Here is a 20,222-nt window from a genome sequence, read left to right as displayed (position 1 = left end):
TCCTATGAAACTAAAAACCGGCCTCTTTTTCCTGCTTGCCCTGAGTTTAACCCTTTCTTGCTCCAGCCCAGAAGGGGAAGAGTCGGCTTTAGAAAAGATCTTTAGCGACGATACCTTACCGCCAGCCAATGGTGGTATTCTCGATATTTTGGTGGTTGCTGAGGATAAGGTTTGGAATGGCGGTCCCGGTAGAGCTTTTGAAGAGCATTTCATTGGCATGGTCTATGGCCTGCCGCAACCTGAACCCCGCTATACCGTGCGTCAGGTAGCTCCAAAAGAATTTAGTGACCTTTTAAAACGCTCCCGCTATATCGTGCTTTTAGACGCTAAAGCCGATAGCAGCAGCTTGGTTTTCGAAATGGATAAATGGGCGCGCGGGCAGATGGTTACCCACCTGAGTGCTCCCAGCGATTTGGATTTACGGAAATTGACCTTAAAGGAAAACGAGACTATCGACGCCCGCATTAGTGATTTAGAATCCGAACGGCTCTACACTAAAATGCAGCCGCTTACTCATAAAGAGTACCCAGAGTTTTTCAGCAAGCACAATCTTAAGCTAAATGTTCCCCGAGACTTTGCCCTTTCTGTATCTACCGATGATGTAGTGGTGTATTGGAAAACTACCACTTTAGCAGATAATGGCATCATCATTTATGTTGGCGACTTGCCGGAGGACGAAGCTATTATTGGAAATAATATTATCCCCCTCAGAGATAGCCTAACCAAACTCTATGTTCCCGGACAAAGAGACGGCAGCTATATGATTACCGAAGACCTGGTGAAACCGCAGTTGAACCCGACAGAAGTGCAGGGACGCTTTAGCATCGAAGCGCGTGGTTTATGGCGTACGCATGGCGATATTATGGGCGGTCCTTTTGTGAGCTACACCCTTTACGATGAAGAGAATAATCGATTGATTTATATCGACAGCTTTATCCTGGCTCCGGAGAAAAAGAAGCGTAAAAGTCTTTTCGAATTAGAGAGTATTATTCGCAATCTCGAAATTCTCTAAGCCAGCACTTCCCGTAAAACCGCCAAAGATTTCAAGTCGCCAAAATCATGCAGATGCAGGCGATAATAATCAATTAAACTGGCCAGGGCCTTCCGGCGGATAGCCGATCCTTTGATACTCAGCTCTTCATAATTTTCCAGACCCTTAGCTTGTAATTCGCGCCAGATGAGCAATTCGTCTTCTTCAATAAAGTGGGGGTGATCAGGCGGTTGAATGCTCAATTGAGAATTCAACAAATCAAAATATCGAGCCGGTCCCAACTCTAGCTGCGGACGCAGGCCTAAATGGCCACTTAATTCCATTAAAAAGGCCAAATGAAAATTGGCTAAACCGGCTTCGGCGGAATCCAGCTGAATTAAAGCCCGGCGAACAAAACGATAAAGTTCTGGATGCCCTTCTTCTTCTCGCAGCACCTTGTACAGGAATTCCGCTAAGAAAAGCGCCATACAGGACAAAACCGGATCAAAGTACAATTGCTGATAAGGATAGAGAATGCGCGCCTCCTGGAGGCGTTTCAACTCGCCCTTATTTCGCTCAGCATGCTGAATTTCGAGAATCTGGAGATTTTGAAAATGTGCCTTTTTTAAGCCTGTCTTACCCTTTTTAGACAGGGTAGCAATCAAGCCAATAGTTCCTAAATCAGGAGTAAGGAGATTGAGAATAATGCGGCTTTCGCCGTAGGGAACACTACTTAATACGATGCCCTCCCTAATCTCGGCCATTAATTCAAAATCATGATTTTGGCCACCTCGGTATTAACTCCTAAATCATCACTGATAAAGGCAAGATAAATTCCCGAAGCAACCTTCAGTCCATCGAAATTTTTACCATCCCAAATTGCCTGACCACCTTCGGCCACCGTTTCGAAAACGATATTTCCTTCTACATCGGTAATCTTTACCTGCGCATTGGTTACCAGGCCGCGAATCAATATGGGCCCGCTATAACCAGGCTCTACCGGATTAGGATAAGCAAAAACATCGCTCATGGTTTTCTCCCCAGCAGTAGCCTGACCTTGATAGGACACAATACCTTGATCCGTGCCGAAATACACCATTCCGGTTTGATCATCAATCTCAATGTCAAGGATTACGTCGCTAGCCAGCGGACTATTGGTTTTACTGAAGCGCTGCAATTGAGTACGGCCATTAGAATTGGTATAGAACACTCCATTGTTGGCGGTTCCAAACCACTTTTTGTTGGCACCATCTACCTCAATATCATTAATGGCTTCAGAGCCTAATACGCGCTCCCCATTGCCATCACCATCTTCATCAATTACCAGGATTGAAGCATCATAACTGCGGTTGGGCTCAAAGATATTCTCAGGGCTAAAGAGCACGGCCAGGCCTTCATTGGTGCCAATCCAAATTTCACCATCCTGATCTTCAGCAAAGCAAAGTACCGACTCTGAAGGTAGGTCGCCACTTCCTTCGCTGGCTCCTAAACGCACTGTTTCTTGTGGAATGCCATCCTCCAGACGAGTAACCAAAATTCCATTATTTCGAATCTGCTGCCAAACCTGCCCTCCCGAGGTAACCATCAATTTCAGCACATTAGCTCCGGCTCCAGCCGCTCCTAATCCGTAAGATTCTACCGTTCCATCCGGGCGAATCACACCCAAAGGACGATCGGTTAAGGGATTACTAAACCAAATATTTCCATCTGCATCCAAATCCATATCGGCCACCCTATGTTCGCCACTCCCGCTAATGGAAGGCATAGCGCCATCGGTGGTGGCCTCATTAATTTCGCGTACAATAGAGACGCTTTCACCATCAATGGCCAATTCCAATAAGCCGCTACCAAAGCTGGAAGCATAGATATGATTCTCTACTGTTGGATGCGGAAGGATCTCAACAATGTCTTTAAAAGAGCCAAAGAGGGCATTAGGATAATTGGTCCAATTAAGACCCTCTAAGTGAAAGATACCATCATTATTAAACACAGGTGTACCTACTGCATCATAACCTCCAGGAGCTACCCAAATTTTACCCTCATCTTGTTGAATGCGAAAAGCATTGCGTGTAGAAGGACTGTTCGGCACTACCTCCAGTGGGAAAATTTGGAAGACCTGATAAATCCCACTATTAGCATCAGCAATCCAGAAATTATCGGAACGACTGCCCATAATTGCTGCCACCGGTGAAAAGGCCGTGTCCCCAACCGTAGTGCTGTTCCAGTTTTTCACTCTTTGAAAAGCCGGATCATAAGCACGAGCACTAAAATTATTTACGACTACCAGATTCCCTCGCGATTCGCGTAAATCCCGATTATCCGAAATTTCGTTAGCAGGAAAAAAAGTCCAGGTACCGTTTTCCTTGTACCAGATAGAATCATTGTTGGGTAAGATATTTCGATTCACGAACAGCTTACCATCGAAATAAGCCAGGTGATCAATTTCCCTTGCCATTGCCGGGTCTACCGACCAATTGCCAAAAAAGAACTTTGCGGAATTGAGGGGTGCACTGTATAAACCTTCTGGGGTTGCGGCATATAAGTTTTGATCATCATTCTCCACTTGATACACCGCCAGGGTAGCTCCTCCTGGCCCAATGATATAAGGGGCTTCACGTACCAAGCCCTGGGCTATATCGTAGGCCACTATCCCAAAATCAGTAGCGATATAGGCCACCGAATCCATCACATGAATATGGTTAATGCGCTTTAAGCCACTGTAATTTCCGGAAAGGCGGATATCGGGGAAACTGATGATTTCATCCCCATCCAAAATATCAAGGGTACCATTTTCGTAGCCAATAAAATACTGATCAAATTGCTCACTGTAGGCAATGCAACTCAAGCCAACATCGCTTAAGCCATTAACCTTGGAGACGCGGTGAATGCTGCGATCTTCAAGCTCATAACGATACATACCTTGTTCGGTGGCCACATAGGCCACACCTTCGTTCTCGGCGATATCTACCGATTTGGTATAGGGGAAATGATCGACCCAAACCCCCAGGTTATTTGATACCTGTGCAGAAAGGGAAATGGTGCCAAAAATGAAGAGCAGCCCTAAGCTAATTCTCATGCGGGAAATCCGTTTTGGGAATGAAACGTTAAAAGTAGCCAAAAATGATACTGCGGACGGCAAATTGTCAAAGATGTGAAATGGTATCTTTGCGCTGGTCCGTAAAAAAGGACCCCAAAAAAGAGACCTTACAATGGGATGTGGAAGTTGTAGTACAAGCGGGATTCCCAAAGGCTGTAAAAGTAATGGCTCTTGTGGCGTAAAGGGTTGTGAGAAACACACCGTTTTCGACTGGTTAAGTGATATGGAACTACCGGGGCATCTAGCTCCTTTTGAATATGTCGAAGTTCGTTTTAAGAACGGCCGCAAGGAATATTATAAAAACCCCAGCCAAATTCGCCTCTATATGGGCGATGTGGTGGCAGTAGAAGGAAATCCCGGACACGATATAGGCGCCGTTTCGCTTACCGGCGAATTGGTACGCCTGCAAATGAACAAGCGAAAATTACGTCCGGAATCACCGGATGTGCGCAAATTATATCGCAAAGCCAATCAACGCGATATTGACATCTGGCAAAGCGCCCGCGATCGGGAGCATGAAACCATGGTACGCAGTCGCGAGATTGTTAAAGAGCTAAACCTCAACATGAAGCTTAGTGATGTTGAGTATCAGGGAGATAATGCCAAGGCTACTTTTTATTATATCGCAGATGAGCGGGTTGATTTCCGGGAGCTGATCAAAGTTTTAGCTTCTGAGTTTAAGATTCGCGTAGAAATGCGGCAGATCGGAACACGCCAGGAAGCCGGAAAAATTGGCGGTATTGGCTCATGTGGCCGCGAATTATGTTGCAGCACCTGGCTTACGGATTTCCGTTCGGTGAATACCGCCGCGGCGCGGTATCAGCAGCTTTCGCTGAATCCGACCAAATTGGCGGGACAATGCGGTAAGTTAAAATGCTGCCTCAACTATGAGCTGGATACTTATCTGGACGCCCTCAAGAATTTCCCCGACACCAATAAAAATCTGGAAACCAAAGCGGGCAGGGCTTACTTCCAGAAAATGGACATCTTCAAGGAATTACTGTGGTATGCCCTTCCTGATCAAGGGAACGAATGGGTAGCAGTAAAGCTTGAAGACGTGAAGCATATTATGGCCTTAAACGAAAAGGGCGAAAAACCTGAAAGTTTAATCGACTTTAATGCGAATAAGCCCTCCGAAGAAAGTGTGGCTTATGAGAATGTGGTAGGCCAGGATGAATTAACGCGTTTCGACCAAAAAGGAAGAGGAGACAATCGCCGTCGTAAAGGACGCAAGCGCCCGGCAAAGGGACGTTCTAATCCCAATGCGCAAAGCAATAGCCCAAAGCCAGAGGGAAAAGGCAAGCCTCAAGCGAAAGCGCCTCAAAATTCCAAAGAAGGCGGAACCCCGAATAAAGGGGGAGCTTCCAACCGCAATCGCAATAACCGCAATCGACGTCGTAAGAACAACAATACCGGAAATAACGATGCTCCTAAGTCTTAAGCGCCTGTTTCTTTTCGGCCTATTAGCCAACCTTGCCTGGGCTTGCTCAGAAAAGCCCTGGTACGAAAACTATGAGCCCGTGGCCGCTGAAGGTTGGTTTGCAGACAGCATTGCGAGTTTTGAAGTAGAGATTGAAGACACTTTAAGCTCCTACCTCATCTATTTCAATATGCGAGGGAATAACAATTATCCCTATTCAAATCTGTACCTTTTCAGGAAAATATACTCTGAGGAGGGCATGGAGTATAGTGATACGGCAAACCTCACTTTGGCTGACCCATTCGGTAAATGGCTGGGAGAAGGCGTTGGTGAGCTTAAAACCTTTCAAAGAGTATTCAGAAGAGAGCCCCTGCGCTTTACCAAGGCTGGCACCTATCGCTTCGAATTTGTGCAAGCCATGCGCGAAGATCCTCTTCCCGGCGTTGAAGATATTGGCATAAGCATTTACAAACAGGAAAATGGCGAAGCGAAAAACTAAGACCTCAAAAAGGGCGAAGAACGATTATCGCAAACTGGTGCGTTGGATGTGGGTTCTCTATTTTTTGGGAATCCTGAGCATTGTACTGGTGGTAAGCCTTACCACTCTCGGGGCTTTTGGCAAGCTCCCCACCTTCGAAGAAATTGAAAACCCCAAAAGCAATGTCGCCACGGAAATTTACAGCTCCGATGGTGAAACCCTGGGTAAATTCTTTAAGGATAACCGCACCCACGTTGATTACAGCGAATTAAGTCCGCACTTGATTAATGCCCTGGTGGCCACCGAAGATGAACGCTACTACAGCCACAGTGGTATCGACTTCGAAGCCCTGGCCAGAGCCATCGTACGATTAGGTCAAAATGGTGGGGGTAGTACCGTAACCCAGCAATTGGCCAAACAATTGTTCCATGAACCTCCGGGTTCCTTGATTGGCCGGATCATGCAAAAATTCCAGGAATGGGTAATTGCCGTGCAATTGGAGCGTCAGTATACCAAGGAAGAAATTGTAGCGATGTACCTCAATCAGGTGGACTTTGTATATGATGCCGTGGGTATTAAATCGGCGGCTTCCACTTATTTTAACAAAACACCAGATAGTCTTAATCTGCAAGAAGCGGCCCTATTTATTGGCATGCTGCAAAACCCCTGGCAGATTAACCCCAAGCGGGAGCAAACCGCACCGCGTGCATTGGAAAGACGTAATGTCGTTTTCGGGCAAATGCTTCGTAATGAGATGATCACCGAGGAAGAAAAGGACTCCCTTTCTGCATTACCTATCGAATTGAATTTCAATCGTCAAGGTCACATCAGCGGAACGGCCACTTATTTCCGGGAATACCTGCGTCAGTATATGGCGCAATGGATTAAAGAACATCCCAAGCCTGATGGCAGCGAATACAACCTTTATACCGACGGATTAAAAATCTACACCACCCTCGACTCTCGCATGCAGAAGTACGCCGAGGAAGCAGTTACGGAGCATATGAGCAATTTGCAGCGGGTCTTCTTCAAAATGGAGAAAAACCGCAAATTGGCGCCCTTCCACAAACTTACTGCTGGTGCCGTTGAAGATCTGCTGGGCAGAGCCATGCGTCAAACCCCGCGCTTCCGCCGCATGAAAAAGCAGGATATCTCCATGGACAGTATCATGAAGGTGTTCCACACCCCTATTGAAATGAGCGTTTTTGCCTGGGGTGGTGATATCGATACCTTAATGAGCCCCTGGGATTCTATCCGCTATTACAAACATTTCTACCAGTCCGGCTTAATGTCTGTAGAACCTCAAACCGGATTTATCAAGGCCTGGGTAGGTGGTATCGACTTCCGTCACTTCCAATACGACCATGTTCGCCAAGGAAAACGTCAGGTAGGCTCACTCTTTAAACCCTTTGTTTATACTACGGCCATTCGCCAAAAAGGCTACTCCCCTTGTTTTGAGGTGCCCAATGTGCGAACCTGTATCGAAAAAGGCAAATACAATTTGTTGAAGGACTGGTGTCCTAAGAATTCCGATGATAAATATGGCGGTATATATACCCTTAAGTATGCGCTCGCTAATTCTGTAAATACAGTTACTACCTATTTAATGAAGCAAGTAGGTCCAGTGCCGGTAATCCGAATGATGCACGAAATGGGTATCGAAGGCGAAATTCCATCCCAGCCTTCCATTGCATTAGGTACGGTAGACTTGTCGGTACACGATATCGTAGGAGCCTATACCACCTTCGCCAATAAAGGAGTCTATACCGAACCGATTTTCATTACTCGAATTGAAGATCGCAATGGAGTGGTATTACAAGAAATCAGCCCTCGCACCAATGAGGTGATGAGTGAGCAAGATGCCTATGTGGTGCTTGATCTTTTAAAAGGCGTAACTGCTTCCGGTACCGGTGCTCGTTTACGCTCCTCCTGGGGATCTTACTCTAATGATGTAGTAACCGGCTTCCCCTGGAAATTCACAAACCCCATTGCTGGTAAAACCGGAACCACTCAAAACAATGCCGATGGCTGGTTTATGGGCATGGTACCCAATTTAATTACCGGAGTATGGGGCGGTTGTGAAGATCGTTCTGCTCATTTTGGTTCCACTTATTATGGACAAGGGGCAACTATTTCCTTGCCCGTTTGGGCCTTGTTTATGCAAAAATGCTATGCCGACTCCACCCTACAGGTAAGTAAAGCCGATTTTGAAAAACCAATTGATCCCCTTAGTATTGAACTGAATTGCGAACGCTATAAAGCTGCCCTGGGAGCTATTGATACCGCTAGTTCTGGTGATGGTTCCGGACCCGATCAGTTTAATAATTATTAGAGCCTCTAAAAAAACAAGATATGATCCGTAAAGTAGTAAGCGGCGCCGAAGAAGCGGCCCTTGGACTTAAAGATAATATGACCTTAATGCTGGGAGGTTTTGGCCTCTGCGGTATTCCTGAAAATTCCATCTCAGCCATTCGCGAAAGCGGAGTAAAAGGCCTTACCTGTATTAGTAATAATGCTGGGGTGGATGATTTCGGATTAGGTCTACTCTTGCAAACCCGTCAGATCAAAAAGATGATCAGCTCCTATGTAGGTGAAAACGACCTTTTTGAAAAGCAAATGCTGAGCGGTGAACTGGAGGTTGAGCTTATTCCACAAGGTACCCTGGCGGAACGCTGTCGTGCTGCCGGAGCCGGAATTCCTGCATTCTTCACCCCTGCAGGCTATGGTACTGAGGTAGCCGAAGGCAAGGAAGTACGCTGGTTTAATGGCAAACCCCATATTTTGGAACATGCTTTTGAAGCGGATTTTGCCTTCGTAAAAGCCTGGAAAGGGGATGAAGCCGGAAACCTCATCTTTAAAGGCACCGCGCGCAACTTTAATCCCCTGATGGCAATGGCCGGTAAAATTACCGTAGCCGAAGTAGAGGAATTAGTGCCTGCCGGAGAATTAGATCCCAATGAAATTCACTGCCCTGGAATCTTCGTACAGCGCATCTTTAAAGGAGTGAACTACGAAAAACGCATCGAGCAGCGCACGATACGTCCTTCCGCCTAAATGTTTAAAAGCCAGCATAAGCCCTTTAGTTTGAGCTTGCTTCTTTTAGGCTTGCTTTACTGGGCTTTTCTCTGGATTCGGGCTTTTCAAAATCCCCTGGTTTTTGATGAGGCCACCAGCTTTTTCAGCTATATCCAAAGTGGGAACTTTTGGCCGGGAAGCGCTTATTGGTCGGCCAATAACCATTTACTCAATTCCCTATTGAGCCATCTATCTTACCGTATTGGTGGTATGGAAGAATGGGTATTGCGACTTCCCAATCTAATCGCTTTCCCGCTTTTCTATTTCTATGCCTGGCGCTTTTTAGCCCATTATAAAAACCGCGAATTACTAGTAGTCGGCCTAATTGCTTTGTTGGCGGCCGGCTATCCCATGGAGTTTTTCGCCTACAGTAGAGGCTATGGTTTAATGTTCGCCTTTATGATGGCGGCGGCCTATCATATCCAACAATTGGAAGCCAAAGGAAAGCTCTCCTCTTCTTGGCGCTTTTTACTCTTTGCCAGTCTGGGCATCCTCAGTAATCTAAGCTGGCTGCCTCTTTTGGGTTTCCTAAGCTTAATGCACTTTTATGTGCTTTGGCGAAAAAAGCCCTCCGCCAAAACCTATCTCCTCATCGCTTTAAATCTAATTCCCATTGCCTTTGCACTTTGGATGAGTTTCGAATTAAAAGCGCATCAACAATTGTATTATGGCGGTCAAAATGGCTTTCTGCAAGACAGCATAGGTAGCCTTATTCAAGTGGATTTCGGACTAATCCCTCTCCTCCTTTTTCAAATTTTCATCCTCCTTTTGGCTTGGATCAAGCGCGATCATATTTCCCAGCCCTTTGCTTGGTTTTGGGTCCTTTCCTATTGGCTTATTCCCCTCTTTTACATCCTCGGCCATTGGCTGATCGATTTAAACTTCCCCTTCGACCGGGGCCTTATGTATTGGTCATTCTGGGGCATTATTTCCGCCTTGCCCCTCGCGGCACAGCTATGGCAAAAGGCCTTTTTGGGGCGCGTATATTGGATCTTAGCCTGCTTTATCCCCCTTTGGTTCCTCATTCCCAAAGTATCGCTTAATCACTCATTAGCCAGATCCTGGTCGAAAGAACAAATTCCGGATTCATTCTATCAATCCCTGGCTGAGCAAGAAGTACAAAGTTTAAGTGGCTCCTATTTATTGGCCCCGCAATGGAACTATTTACAGGTTAAAAATGGGGCGGCCGTTCCCGCTTTTCAGAAATCGAAAAACATAGCCAGTCAATTCCGTTTAAGCTTTGCGCCATTGCGGCTTTCGCCGGAATATGACTTAATCGCTGCTAGTCCCTCCGAAAATTTATTCCTTCTCCAAAAAAAGGAGAATATAGCCTGGACCAATTCAAGCCACGGCTCCATTCGGGATTTAAGCAATCATCAAGAAGGAAAACAACTTTTCGAATGGTCCAAAGACTCTATTCCCCAAGCCCTTCAGCTCCAGCTTAACATTCAAAGTCCTGAGGCACTGCATAAACTGGCCATCGCCTTTCAAAGCTTTGATAAAGAAGGAAATTCCATTGCTTTTGAAGCCTATGAAGCACGTCATTATTTAAGCCCGAGCGGAGGCTGGCAAGAATGGCGGCTTTTTGTAGTTTTGGAAACAGTGGCTCCGGAAACGGAGAAAATGAAGTGCTTTATCTGGAATCCTCATTCCGAGACTTTTAGCCTTAAAGACGCCCAATGGCGCACACTTAGAAACGCTAATTAAAGACCTATGCTCGATAAGAACGGAATTGCCCAACGCATTGCTCAAGAAATGCAAGACGGATATTATGTAAACCTTGGAATTGGTATCCCCACCTTGGTAGCCAATTATATTCCTGAAGGAATTTCGGTAGAGTTTCAAAGTGAAAACGGCATTTTAGGCATGGGGCCTTTCCCCACCGAAGATCAGGTAGACGCCGATCTAATTAATGCGGGCAAGCAAACCATTACCGCCCTTCCTGGAGCAACTTTCTTCGATTCGGCTACCAGCTTCGGCATGATCCGCGGACAGCATGTACAAATGACCGTTTTAGGCGCCATGGAAGTAGCCCAAAACGGAGATATCGCCAACTGGAAAATCCCCGGTAAAATGGTAAAAGGCATGGGCGGCGCTATGGATTTAGTAGCCTCGGCCGATAATATCATCGTGGCCATGATGCACACCAATAAAAAAGGGGAGTCTAAACTACTTACCAAATGTACCTTACCCCTTACCGGTGTGGGCTGCGTTAAAAAAGTGGTAACCAATTTGGCGGTGCTCGATATTAAAGACAATGCATTTTACCTGCGTGAATTAGCACCCGGCATTAGTGTGGATGAAGTGCGCAATGCTACCGAAGGACGCCTAATTGTTGAAGGCGATATCCCTACCATGAAACTGGACTAAATGAAGTCCCGCTGGTTTCGACTGGAAGGCATTTACCAGCTCCTCATTCTCGTATGCCTGCTGGTTTTTGTTTCCTCTCGCTTTTGGAATAAAAAGCCCACTATCGATTGGGATATTACCCTCTATTACCATTACCTACCTGCGCTCTTTATTTACGATGACTTAAAATTTGAGCATCCGGTGGAAGAATGGGGTAAGCGCCATTTTTATATGAAAACGGATGCCGAAGGCAATCGCTTTGTAAAAATGACCGCCGGACCCGCCATTTTATACAGTCCCTTCTTTTTTGCCGGCCACCTTTATGCCAGCCTTAGCGATACTTATGAAGCCGATGGCTTTAGTGCCCCCTACCGCTTAGCGCTCCTAGCCGCGGCCTTGGCTTATGCCCTGGCCGGCCTCTATTTCTTGAAACGCTTTTTACAATCTTTTCTCAGCCCCGGAATTGCCTCCCTGGCGGCAGTTCTCATTTTCGCCGGCACCAATATGCCCCACTACAGTTTTGTGGAGCCTATGAGCCATGTTTTCAGCTTTGCTCTGGTAAGCCTAGTCCTCTGGCGTTTCGAAGTCTATCGCAAGAAAGCCTCCATTAAAGAGGTAGTAATCATGGGCCTGGCTGCGGGGCTTATCATCTTAATTCGCCCCACCAATGTAATTGCCTTAGTCTTCCCTATTTTCCTGCTTATTTGGGATAAACCTTTAAAAGGCATTCAATGGTGGATACATGGTGGCTTAGCCGCTTTACTAATCTTAATGGCCGTATCGCCCCAGCTTTTTTATTGGAAATACATGACCGGCCATTGGATCATTTACTCCTATACCGAAGAAGGATTTTTCTTTCTCAGTCCGGAAATTTGGAAAGGCCTCTTTAGTTATCGCAAAGGCTGGTTTGTATACAGTCCTCTGCTCTTTGTAAGCTTACCTGGCTTTTACTTCCTCTTTAAAGCCCATCGTAAAGAAGCCCTGGCCACAATGCTTACCCTGCTCCTGGCTTTTTGGGTCACCTTTAGCTGGTGGTGCTGGTGGTATGGCGGTAGTTTTGGTGCTCGTCCACTGATCGAGTTTTTACCTTTTATGGCCCTGGCCTTAGGCTTCAGCTTGCAGTGGATTCTCAAGCAAAAACTTTGGTTAAAGCTCCCCGCCTTTTTAGTGATCAGCTTCCTGGCGGTTTGGTCCATTTTTATGAATAAACAGTACAAGAGCACTATTATTCACTGGGACAGCATGAGCAAAGAACTGTTTTGGAAGCAGTTTTTTATCGACCATTACGTTAAAGACCACGACAAATACCTCGACCCACCCGATTACGATGCCGCTTTGAAAGGGGAAGAGGAATGAGGGCGCAAAAACTCAAGACGCAGCTCCTCTTTATTTACGGTGCAATTCCACTTGCACTACTAGCTTTATTCCTCTATTTAATCCAAAAGCCCGATTTCCTTTTTTGGTGGGATGAACGTTTCCATGCCCTGGTGGCTAAAAACCTGCTAAACTATCCCTGGATAGGGCAATTATACCCTTTGGAAGTATTTGAAAATGCCAGCACGAGCAGCGCTTGGTACAACAGTCATATCTGGTTGCATAAACCCCCTCTTTTCAGCTATATCGAAGCCCTCTTCATGAAAGTCTTTGGGGTGGGTTTATTTCAATTTCGCTTCGCCAGTGCCTTATCCATGCTCTTGCTGTATTTCAGCTTTCTGCGCATCCAAATCCTCCTGGATCTGGATAAATGGACAGCCAGCTTTATTGCAGCCGGTCTTTGTTTAAACCCTTTCCTCTTAAAACTCATGATGGGTTGGCAGGGTATGGACCATAATGATCTGGCCTTTATCACTTGCATAAGTCTGGCCCTTTGGATGATTTTAGCCTATCAGCAAAAGAAAAGTACCGGTCGCCTCATCCTCATTTCCCTCTTTATAGCCGCCGCGGTCCTTACAAAATGGTTAGCAGGTTTCTTGCCCTTTCTATTCTGGTTTCTTGCCGATTATAAAGGAGGGCGCATTCAAGATTTAGCCCCAAAATTAAAGGCCCTGGGCATAAGCCTGATTCTGATTGCTCCCTGGTATATTTATACTTTTTGGACTTTTCCTACCGAAGCAAAAGCCGCCTTCGCCTTTAATCAGGAACACTTTGCAGAGGTAATCGAAAACCATCAACAGCCCTGGTATTTTCATTTCCATCAGTGGGGTAGCCACTTCTTTCTTTTGCTTGCCTTAATCCCTTTGGCGCTAATCCTAAATAAAGCATCGATGAAAGCAAAGCCAATGTTCCGAGCAGCAGCATTTAGTGTGGGATTCGTCCTGATTTTCTTTAGTCTGGCTCAAACCAAATTACCCGCATTTAGCTTTATTGCCTTGCCTTTGGTGCTGATTCTACTCAGCCGCTTAAGCCCCAAAAAGCCATTTTGGCGCTACATCAGTTTGGGCTTTCTGCTCTTAGCCTTTGCCCAAATGGCCTATCTCCCTTTTGTGGATTTCGCGGATCGTTATCCGGAAAATCAGGCCCGAGCTCAATTCTACCGCAGTTTAAAAGGGCGGCTTTCGCCGGATGCGATCTTAATTGGGGCGAAGGAATTCAGCAATATTGAGGCACAGTTCTATTGTGATTATTTAGTCTTAAACCGATCCACACCTAGTTCCTTCCTGCAAAAAATGGAAAGCAGTCAAAGGCCTATCTATCAAATTGTTTATGATGAGGAAGGACGGGAAAAAGAATTACGTCCTCTACCTTAATGCTGATCCGCAATTAAGCGGGCTGTGTATTCCTCTTGTGGATTTTGGAATAAGCTCTCTGCAAAGCCCTCTTCTACCAATTGCCCGTTTCGCAATACCAATACACGATCACAGAAATAACGCACCACCTGCAAATCATGCGAAATGAAGAGGTAGGTAAATCCATACTCCTCCTTTAAATCATTTAAGAGATTAAGGATTTGGGCTTGCACGCTTACATCCAAAGCACTTACCGATTCGTCACAAACCAAAAATTTAGGACTTAAGGCTAAGGCCCGGGCAATGCCCAAGCGCTGTCTTTGTCCACCACTAAACTCATGGGGATAACGACCGGCATAATCCTTCAAGAGCCCTACTTTCTCTAATAAATTCAGGGCTTCTTCTTTAGCCTCCTCCTTGCTGCGATGGGCATTCACCCTTAATACTTCAGCGATGCTTTCACCCACGGTAATGCGGGGATTAAGGCTACCATAAGGATCTTGAAATATGATCTGAATCTCCCGATTCAATTTGCGCCAGGCCTTTTTGGATAGATTGCGAATATCCTGACCTTCATAGAAAATCTCACCTTCCTCAGCGTGTTCAAGGCCTACCAATATTCTGCCAATGGTACTCTTACCAGAACCCGACTCACCTACCAAACCCAGGCTTTCACCCGGATAAATATCGAGATTCACTTCCTGAACCGCTTTCACCTCTTTTACACGACCTAGCAAACCACTCTTAGAGCGATATACCTTGTCCATGGCCCTAATGCTTAATAGCGGACTCTGTTTGGCACGAGCCATCGCCTTTTGCTCCTTCTTCGCCGGATCAATTTCTTCCAAATCCTGGACGTGGCCCAATAAAAAATCCTGCACCAAAGGCAAACGCTTAAAATGGGTATCAGGTCCAGGTCGGCAGGCAATTAAGCCCTTGGTATAGGGATCTTGAGGTTGATTAAAAATTTGCTCAGCACTGCCTTGTTCCTTCAATTGACCTTGATAAAGCACCAGTACCTCATCGGCGATTTTACGCACCAGGCCCAAATCATGGGAGATGAAAATCATCGCCATATTATACTCTTCCTGAAGCTTTTTAAGCAATTTCAGAATGCTGGACTGTACACTAACATCCAGCGCTGTGGTAGGCTCATCCGTGATAAGCAATGCTGGATTATTGGCAATGGCCATGGCTATTACCACCCTTTGCTTTTGCCCGCCACTTAATTGATGGGGATAGCTTTGGTAGATTTCCTCTACTCTAGGTAATTCCACCTCCCGAAAAAGGTCTAAAACCCTTTCTTTTAGGCCTTTCTTTTGACCATGCACGGAGAGAATCTCGGCTACTTGTTTTCCGCATTTCATGGAAGGGTTTAAGGCCGACATCGGCTCTTGAAAAACCATCGCCACTTCCTTGCCCCGAAGTTTAGACCAGGCCTCTTCATCCAGGTCCTGTAAATCCCAGTTCTTTAATTTCAGCTTTCCCTTCAAGCTTAAGCTCGAAGGCAGTAAACCCATCAGCGCTAAGCTACTCAGCGTTTTACCTGAGCCCGATTCACCTACGATGGCCAAGGTTTTAGCCGGGGCTAATTCAAAGCTCAGGTCCTGAACCAAAATTTGGCTGCCTTTTGAAATTTCCAAATGCTCTACACGAAGCAAGGGCTTGTTTACCATGCCCCTAAATTAAGAATCCTGATGGCCCCTCAAAGCTTATTCAGCAGCCGAATTGTTGTACACTTCAAAATCCATCGGAACCTCCACTTGCGTGATTTGCAAAAAGACCTTCACCAGCGTAACAACATCCTTTTCGCAATAAACTCGGATGCGGTCCAAGTCCTGTTCCTGCCAGTATACTGCTCCTACCTGCGAACCATCGATATCATCTTTAGGACTTGGAATTCCAAATAGGGCGGCTAGTAATTTAAGGCTGGTAAAGCTTTTATAGTCCCCAAACTTCCAGAGTTCCATGGTGTCGATATGGGGAACCTCCCAGGGCTTTTTACCGGCATTATTGAGTTGACCCGGAAGCTTAATACCATGGCTAATCATCCTACGACTCAAATAAGGGAAATCGAATTCCTTACCATTATGTGCACAAAGTCTGAAATTGGGCAGGCGCTCTAAAAGCTGGGCAAAGTCTTGTAAAAGTTGGGCTTCATCTGAATCGCAAAAGCTCTTCATGCGTAATTCCCACTGCCCATTTTGCAAACTGAAAAAGGCGCAGGATATGCAAACGACCTTGCCAAACTCCGCCAAGATGGCGGCACGCTTAGGGTAAAATTCGGCCGGACTTTCCTCCTGTCTTTGAAAACGGGTTTTATCGGCCCAAAGCCCTTGCCAGTCCTCGCTCATTTGCTCAAATTCGGCATGAGAACTTACGGTTTCAATGTCTAAGAAAAGGACTTGTTGAATCTGCTGTAAACTGATCATAGTGGGAAATTTAATGACTTAATACGAAGCTGCAACGCGCTCGACCCATTTCACCATCGGCAAAACGGTATTCCAAAAAGGCCAGGTACACGCCAGCCGCACATAATTGCCCTCTATCATCCTCACCTTGCCAAACTACAAAGCCTGTAGCGCTCGCTTGATCTCCGGCTATCAGCTCCTTTTGCAAATTACCCTGGCGGTCGTATATATGAATTTGAATCCAGGCATCTTGCGCTAGATTATAATGGAGCTCCAAATAGTCGTGATAGCCATCTCCATTAGGGCTTAGATAATCTGGATGCGCTTGCCATTGGACTTTGGAAAGGTTCCTTTTACTATCGAAATACCATCCGGGAGTTGCATAACCCAGGGTAGCAGGACTGCTTTGCCATTGATCCGATCGCAAAGCATTTTGTTGAAAATCGAGCCGATATAAACTTACGCCCTCGCCAGAACTTAAGTAGGGAGCATGCGATTCTTCACTAAGCAAAATGTGATCTAAAATTTCGAGATCGGAGCGCATCAAGACCAGTTCCAACCCTTCATCCGGCATAGAGGGGAGCTCTGCCACCACCTGAAAATTCGTTTCCCTGACTTGGTAAAATGCTTGGAGTGCTTCTGCCTCAGTGGCCATTACCAGGCAAGAGTCTGCTGCGATCAATCGATGCTCCTGGCTTAGCACTTTTACATCCACCACCTCTTGCAATTCAGGATTCCAGACTGCCAGGCGCAGGTCAGCCAAATCCAAAAAACCGGGACCTATATTCCTGATTTCAACAAAGTCCTTTCCATTGGGATAGGGGTTAAAGAGAACTTCTGAAATGCGCACCTGGCCTGGCTGGGGTTTTAAGGCTAAGCCCACTTTTAAACTATCCGGCTGATAGATTTGATTGCGGCAATCCACCAAGCCTTCTTCGCAAAATACCCGATATAAAAGCCCTTCGTCTAAAGCTTGGTATAAATAGATGTGATGACTTTTAGCCTCCCCAGACAAGGCCAGACTATCAATTAAAATAGGAGGTTCAATCTGCCAGGGACTAAGCTCGTGTAAACTGCGGTTAAAGTCGATTTGAATTTCAAAGGGCGATGGGATTTTTAGGGCTAAGGCTTCTGCCTTGAGGCTATCGTGATAAACATCAGCAATAGAGTTCCTTCGGCCGGGACTGGCACCGCTAGGGTCTTTACTGGCCTGCCAATTCCAAATTGTATGACAATCCGAGAAGGCATCCTTCCTCTCTAAACTCCAACCTCCTTCTGCCTTCAGGGCATCCTGATACCAATCTGAACTGTAATGCAGGGACTCAATTTCTATCGCATCTGAATTATAGAGGGCAATACGATTGCCGTCATTCGTGAGAGCTGAACTTGACCAGTTTAAGCCCAAAACCGGTATTTGTGCAGGCCAATAGACCGCAGTATTAGCAGCGCTAAGCACTAAAAAGGAATCAGGCTGTAGCCAAAAGGGAGGGCATGAATAGCTACGTCCCCCAATGTGTAACTCTACCTGATCCATGGGAATCGCCAATTGCGAAACATTGATCAATTCGATAAACTCCACTTCCGGAAAGCTATTGGGGTTCAAGTCCACTTTGGGGCTGGGATCGGCCATGATTTCATTAATTCGGAGTTCCCCGGCTAAAACCTGCCGATAAAGTAGGTTGAGACTATCGGAATAGTGGTTTCCGAATAGATCGGATAGATTTTCCATCCTCAATAAAATAGGCTGATTTGGAGGTAATGGATCTTTAAAATGGAGCATCAAGTCTTGTGGGTTCTCTGCCTGCCAATCCAAGGCATCCAATTGAATACCTGATGAAATTTCAAAAGCGCTAAGCTGAGGTGGAGCCAGCTTTTCAGAGAAATTTAAATGAAGAGTACTGTCTCCCATCAAGCTCCAGCTTAAGAGCTCCGGAGCGATACTATCCGGATAAGCTACACCCTCTATGCGAAGGCTGTCGAAATAGAATTTTGTACTGCGGGTTTTGGTATAATGACAAGTTAAGGATATGCCCTGCGAATAAGTGTGAATGCTATCAATAAAGGATGCCTGTAAATACCACTGCTCAAACTCACCAGTATCTGCATAAAGCTCCCAAAGAAGATCGGCATTACGCCTGAGGCTGATGTGATACTGAACCGTGTTCAGATCTAAAAAATCTGCAGCTGAAGCTGCCAGTAATTGATCTCCATCAGGCTCCTGCCGATAAAATTGAATTTGGTCTTGCGAATTCCCTCCCAGTTTAAGGTAATAGCTAAATAGGCTGCTATCCGGCGGTACTTGATTTAGCATCACCTGGATTTTCAGGTAATTTGAGCTGCTGGGATTAAAGTCCAGCCGACCGTGAAAATCCCAGCGTGCAGCCGTCATTACCTCCGATGAATGATAGAGCGTGCTTTGGCCCGCCACGGAATCATTTAAGGCTAAAGCTGAATCGCGAAACTCAAAATTTTGGAGGTCCCCCTGCCAGAGGGAGTCCAAAGCTTGGCCAGCACTAAAGTCTTGATAGATTAAATTTTGCCCACAAAGACTAAGGGGCAATAGAGCCCATAGATATCGCATCATAAAATCAGGTTTTAGGTTTAGTTTTGCGGCTTAAACTTAAAAGAATGAAAATAGCCGTAGTAGGCGCAACCGGCATGGTTGGTCAGGTAATGTTGCAGGTTCTGCACGAAAGAGGTTTTGAGAATCATGAAATTCTGCCTGTGGCTTCAGAAAAGTCGAAGGGTAAGGAAGTGGCTTTTGCCGATAAGAAACTCAAGGTTATTGGCCTGAAGGATGCCCTGGAAGCGAAACCTGATATGGCTCTATTTTCTGCCGGAGGAGGCACTTCATTGGAGTGGGCTCCGAAATTTGCTGAGGAAGGCTGTTATGTTATCGACAATTCCTCCGCCTGGCGTATGGAGGAAGGTATTCCTTTAGTGGTGCCCGAAATTAATGGGGATCTCCTCGAAAAAGGTAAATACATTATTGCCAATCCAAACTGCTCTACCATTCAGATGTTAATGGTACTGGCTCCCTTGCATCGTAAATATGGTATCGACCGGGTGGTGGTTAGCACCTACCAAAGCATTACCGGTACTGGGGTAAAGGCCGTACAGCAATTGGAAAACGAAAAACAAGGTCTAAGTGGCGAAATGGCCTATCCTTATCCCATCCATGAAAATGCCCTGCCGCACTGCGATGTTTTTATGGAAAATGGATACACCAAAGAAGAAATGAAATTGGTGAACGAAACCCATAAAATTCTGGATCCAGCCATTGCCGTAACCGCAACTGCCGTGCGTATTCCAGTGAAAGGCGGGCACAGTGAAAGCGTGAATTTGGAGTTTAAATCAGAATATCAAATCAGCGATTTAAAGCGCCTTTTGGCGGATAGCCCGGGAATTAGCCTTCAGGATAATACCGATGTTAATCAGTATCCTATGCCTCGCTATGCCGAAGGTAAGGATGAGGTTTTCGTGGGTCGTATTCGAAGAGATTTAAGCAAGGTAAATGCCTTGAACCTATGGATTGTTGCGGATAATCTGCGCAAAGGAGCGGCCACCAATGCAGTGCAGATCGCCGAAATGCTGCAGGAAAAAGGTATCGTTTAATATTTCTTTGTTTTCTGGGATTCAAGTGGATTCGTTAAAAAAAGCTTAATTCCGGAAACAAAAAGAGCTTGCTCTCGTCTA

General features: G+C 45.9%; 15 protein-coding genes. 10 read left to right on the top strand and 5 right to left on the bottom strand.

Translation table 11 applies throughout. From position 1 onward, the window contains the following. Positions 1 to 4: 4 nt before the first annotated feature. Entirely contained in the window at positions 5 to 1,012 is a 1,008-nt protein-coding gene (locus ACO05P_RS13365; protein WP_421751560.1) for a DUF4837 family protein, read from the top strand. On the opposite strand, the gene recO is transcribed toward ACO05P_RS13365, so the two are convergent. Next, positions 1,009 to 1,734, bottom strand: a complete 726-nt coding sequence (gene recO / locus ACO05P_RS13360; protein ID WP_421751558.1) for a DNA repair protein RecO — start codon at positions 1,732 to 1,734, stop codon at positions 1,009 to 1,011. The two genes, ACO05P_RS13365 and recO, sit on opposite strands and share 4 nt — an antisense overlap. Further along, the gene (locus ACO05P_RS13355; RefSeq protein WP_421751557.1) at positions 1,734 to 4,046 is read right to left on the bottom strand and encodes a two-component regulator propeller domain-containing protein; all 2,313 of its coding nucleotides are present in this window, start codon (positions 4,044 to 4,046) and stop codon (positions 1,734 to 1,736) included. The genes recO and ACO05P_RS13355 overlap by 1 nt, the downstream gene beginning before the upstream one ends. Positions 4,047 to 4,179: 133 nt before the next feature. On the opposite strand from ACO05P_RS13355, the gene ACO05P_RS13350 reads away from it, so the two are divergent. The 8 genes from ACO05P_RS13350 to ACO05P_RS13315 are packed head-to-tail and all read left to right on the top strand — an operon-like array spanning position 4,180 to position 14,136. After that, the gene (locus ACO05P_RS13350; protein WP_421751555.1) at positions 4,180 to 5,508 is read left to right on the top strand and encodes a PSP1 domain-containing protein; all 1,329 of its coding nucleotides are present in this window, start codon (positions 4,180 to 4,182) and stop codon (positions 5,506 to 5,508) included. Continuing rightward, positions 5,492 to 5,986: a gliding motility lipoprotein GldH gene (locus ACO05P_RS13345; RefSeq protein WP_421751553.1), complete on the top strand. Its 495-nt coding sequence runs from the start codon at positions 5,492 to 5,494 to the stop codon at positions 5,984 to 5,986. The genes ACO05P_RS13350 and ACO05P_RS13345 overlap by 17 nt, the downstream gene beginning before the upstream one ends. Continuing rightward, positions 5,967 to 8,297, top strand: coding sequence for a transglycosylase domain-containing protein (locus ACO05P_RS13340; protein ID WP_421751552.1), 2,331 nt, complete (start codon positions 5,967 to 5,969; stop codon positions 8,295 to 8,297). Before ACO05P_RS13345 ends, ACO05P_RS13340 begins: the two co-directional genes overlap by 20 nt. Positions 8,298 to 8,317: 20 nt before the next feature. Beyond that, positions 8,318 to 9,019 (top strand): CoA transferase subunit A, encoded by a 702-nt coding sequence (locus ACO05P_RS13335; RefSeq protein WP_421751550.1) that lies wholly within the window; start codon positions 8,318 to 8,320, stop codon positions 9,017 to 9,019. After that, on the top strand, positions 9,020 to 10,747 hold the full coding sequence (locus tag ACO05P_RS13330; protein ID WP_421751548.1) for a hypothetical protein: 1,728 nt from the start codon (positions 9,020 to 9,022) through the stop codon (positions 10,745 to 10,747). 6 nt (positions 10,748 to 10,753) lie between these two features. After that, positions 10,754 to 11,410, top strand: a complete 657-nt coding sequence (locus tag ACO05P_RS13325) for a CoA transferase subunit B (protein WP_421751546.1) — start codon at positions 10,754 to 10,756, stop codon at positions 11,408 to 11,410. After that, entirely contained in the window at positions 11,411 to 12,745 is a 1,335-nt protein-coding gene (locus ACO05P_RS13320) for a hypothetical protein (protein ID WP_421751544.1), read from the top strand. Then, positions 12,742 to 14,136 carry an ArnT family glycosyltransferase gene (locus tag ACO05P_RS13315; RefSeq protein WP_421751543.1) on the top strand — a complete coding sequence of 465 codons (1,395 nt, stop codon included), beginning with the start codon at positions 12,742 to 12,744 and terminating at the stop codon, positions 14,134 to 14,136. The genes ACO05P_RS13320 and ACO05P_RS13315 overlap by 4 nt, the downstream gene beginning before the upstream one ends. Here ACO05P_RS13315 and ACO05P_RS13310 read toward each other — a convergent pair. The 3 genes from ACO05P_RS13310 to ACO05P_RS13300 are packed head-to-tail and all read right to left on the bottom strand — an operon-like array spanning position 14,133 to position 19,110. Next, a complete protein-coding gene (locus tag ACO05P_RS13310; RefSeq protein WP_421751541.1) occupies positions 14,133 to 15,791 on the bottom strand; it encodes a dipeptide ABC transporter ATP-binding protein in 1,659 nt (552 codons plus the stop codon). The genes ACO05P_RS13315 and ACO05P_RS13310 overlap by 4 nt on opposite strands. Before the next feature lie 36 nt (positions 15,792 to 15,827). Continuing rightward, a complete protein-coding gene (locus tag ACO05P_RS13305) occupies positions 15,828 to 16,547 on the bottom strand; it encodes a 3'-5' exonuclease (RefSeq protein ID WP_421751540.1) in 720 nt (239 codons plus the stop codon). Positions 16,548 to 16,557: 10 nt separating this feature from the next. Further along, positions 16,558 to 19,110 (bottom strand): gliding motility-associated C-terminal domain-containing protein, encoded by a 2,553-nt coding sequence (locus ACO05P_RS13300; protein WP_421751538.1) that lies wholly within the window; start codon positions 19,108 to 19,110, stop codon positions 16,558 to 16,560. 44 nt (positions 19,111 to 19,154) lie between these two features. On the opposite strand from ACO05P_RS13300, the gene ACO05P_RS13295 reads away from it, so the two are divergent. Next, positions 19,155 to 20,141 carry an aspartate-semialdehyde dehydrogenase gene (locus ACO05P_RS13295; RefSeq protein WP_421751536.1) on the top strand — a complete coding sequence of 329 codons (987 nt, stop codon included), beginning with the start codon at positions 19,155 to 19,157 and terminating at the stop codon, positions 20,139 to 20,141. Positions 20,142 to 20,222: the final 81 nt, after the last annotated feature.

It is taken from the genome of Croceimicrobium sp., assembly GCF_965228705.1.
Lineage (GTDB): Bacteria > Bacteroidota > Bacteroidia > Flavobacteriales > Schleiferiaceae > Croceimicrobium.
Note: the sequence above shows the minus strand (reverse complement) of the source record. Positions and strands in the feature narration are given on the sequence as shown.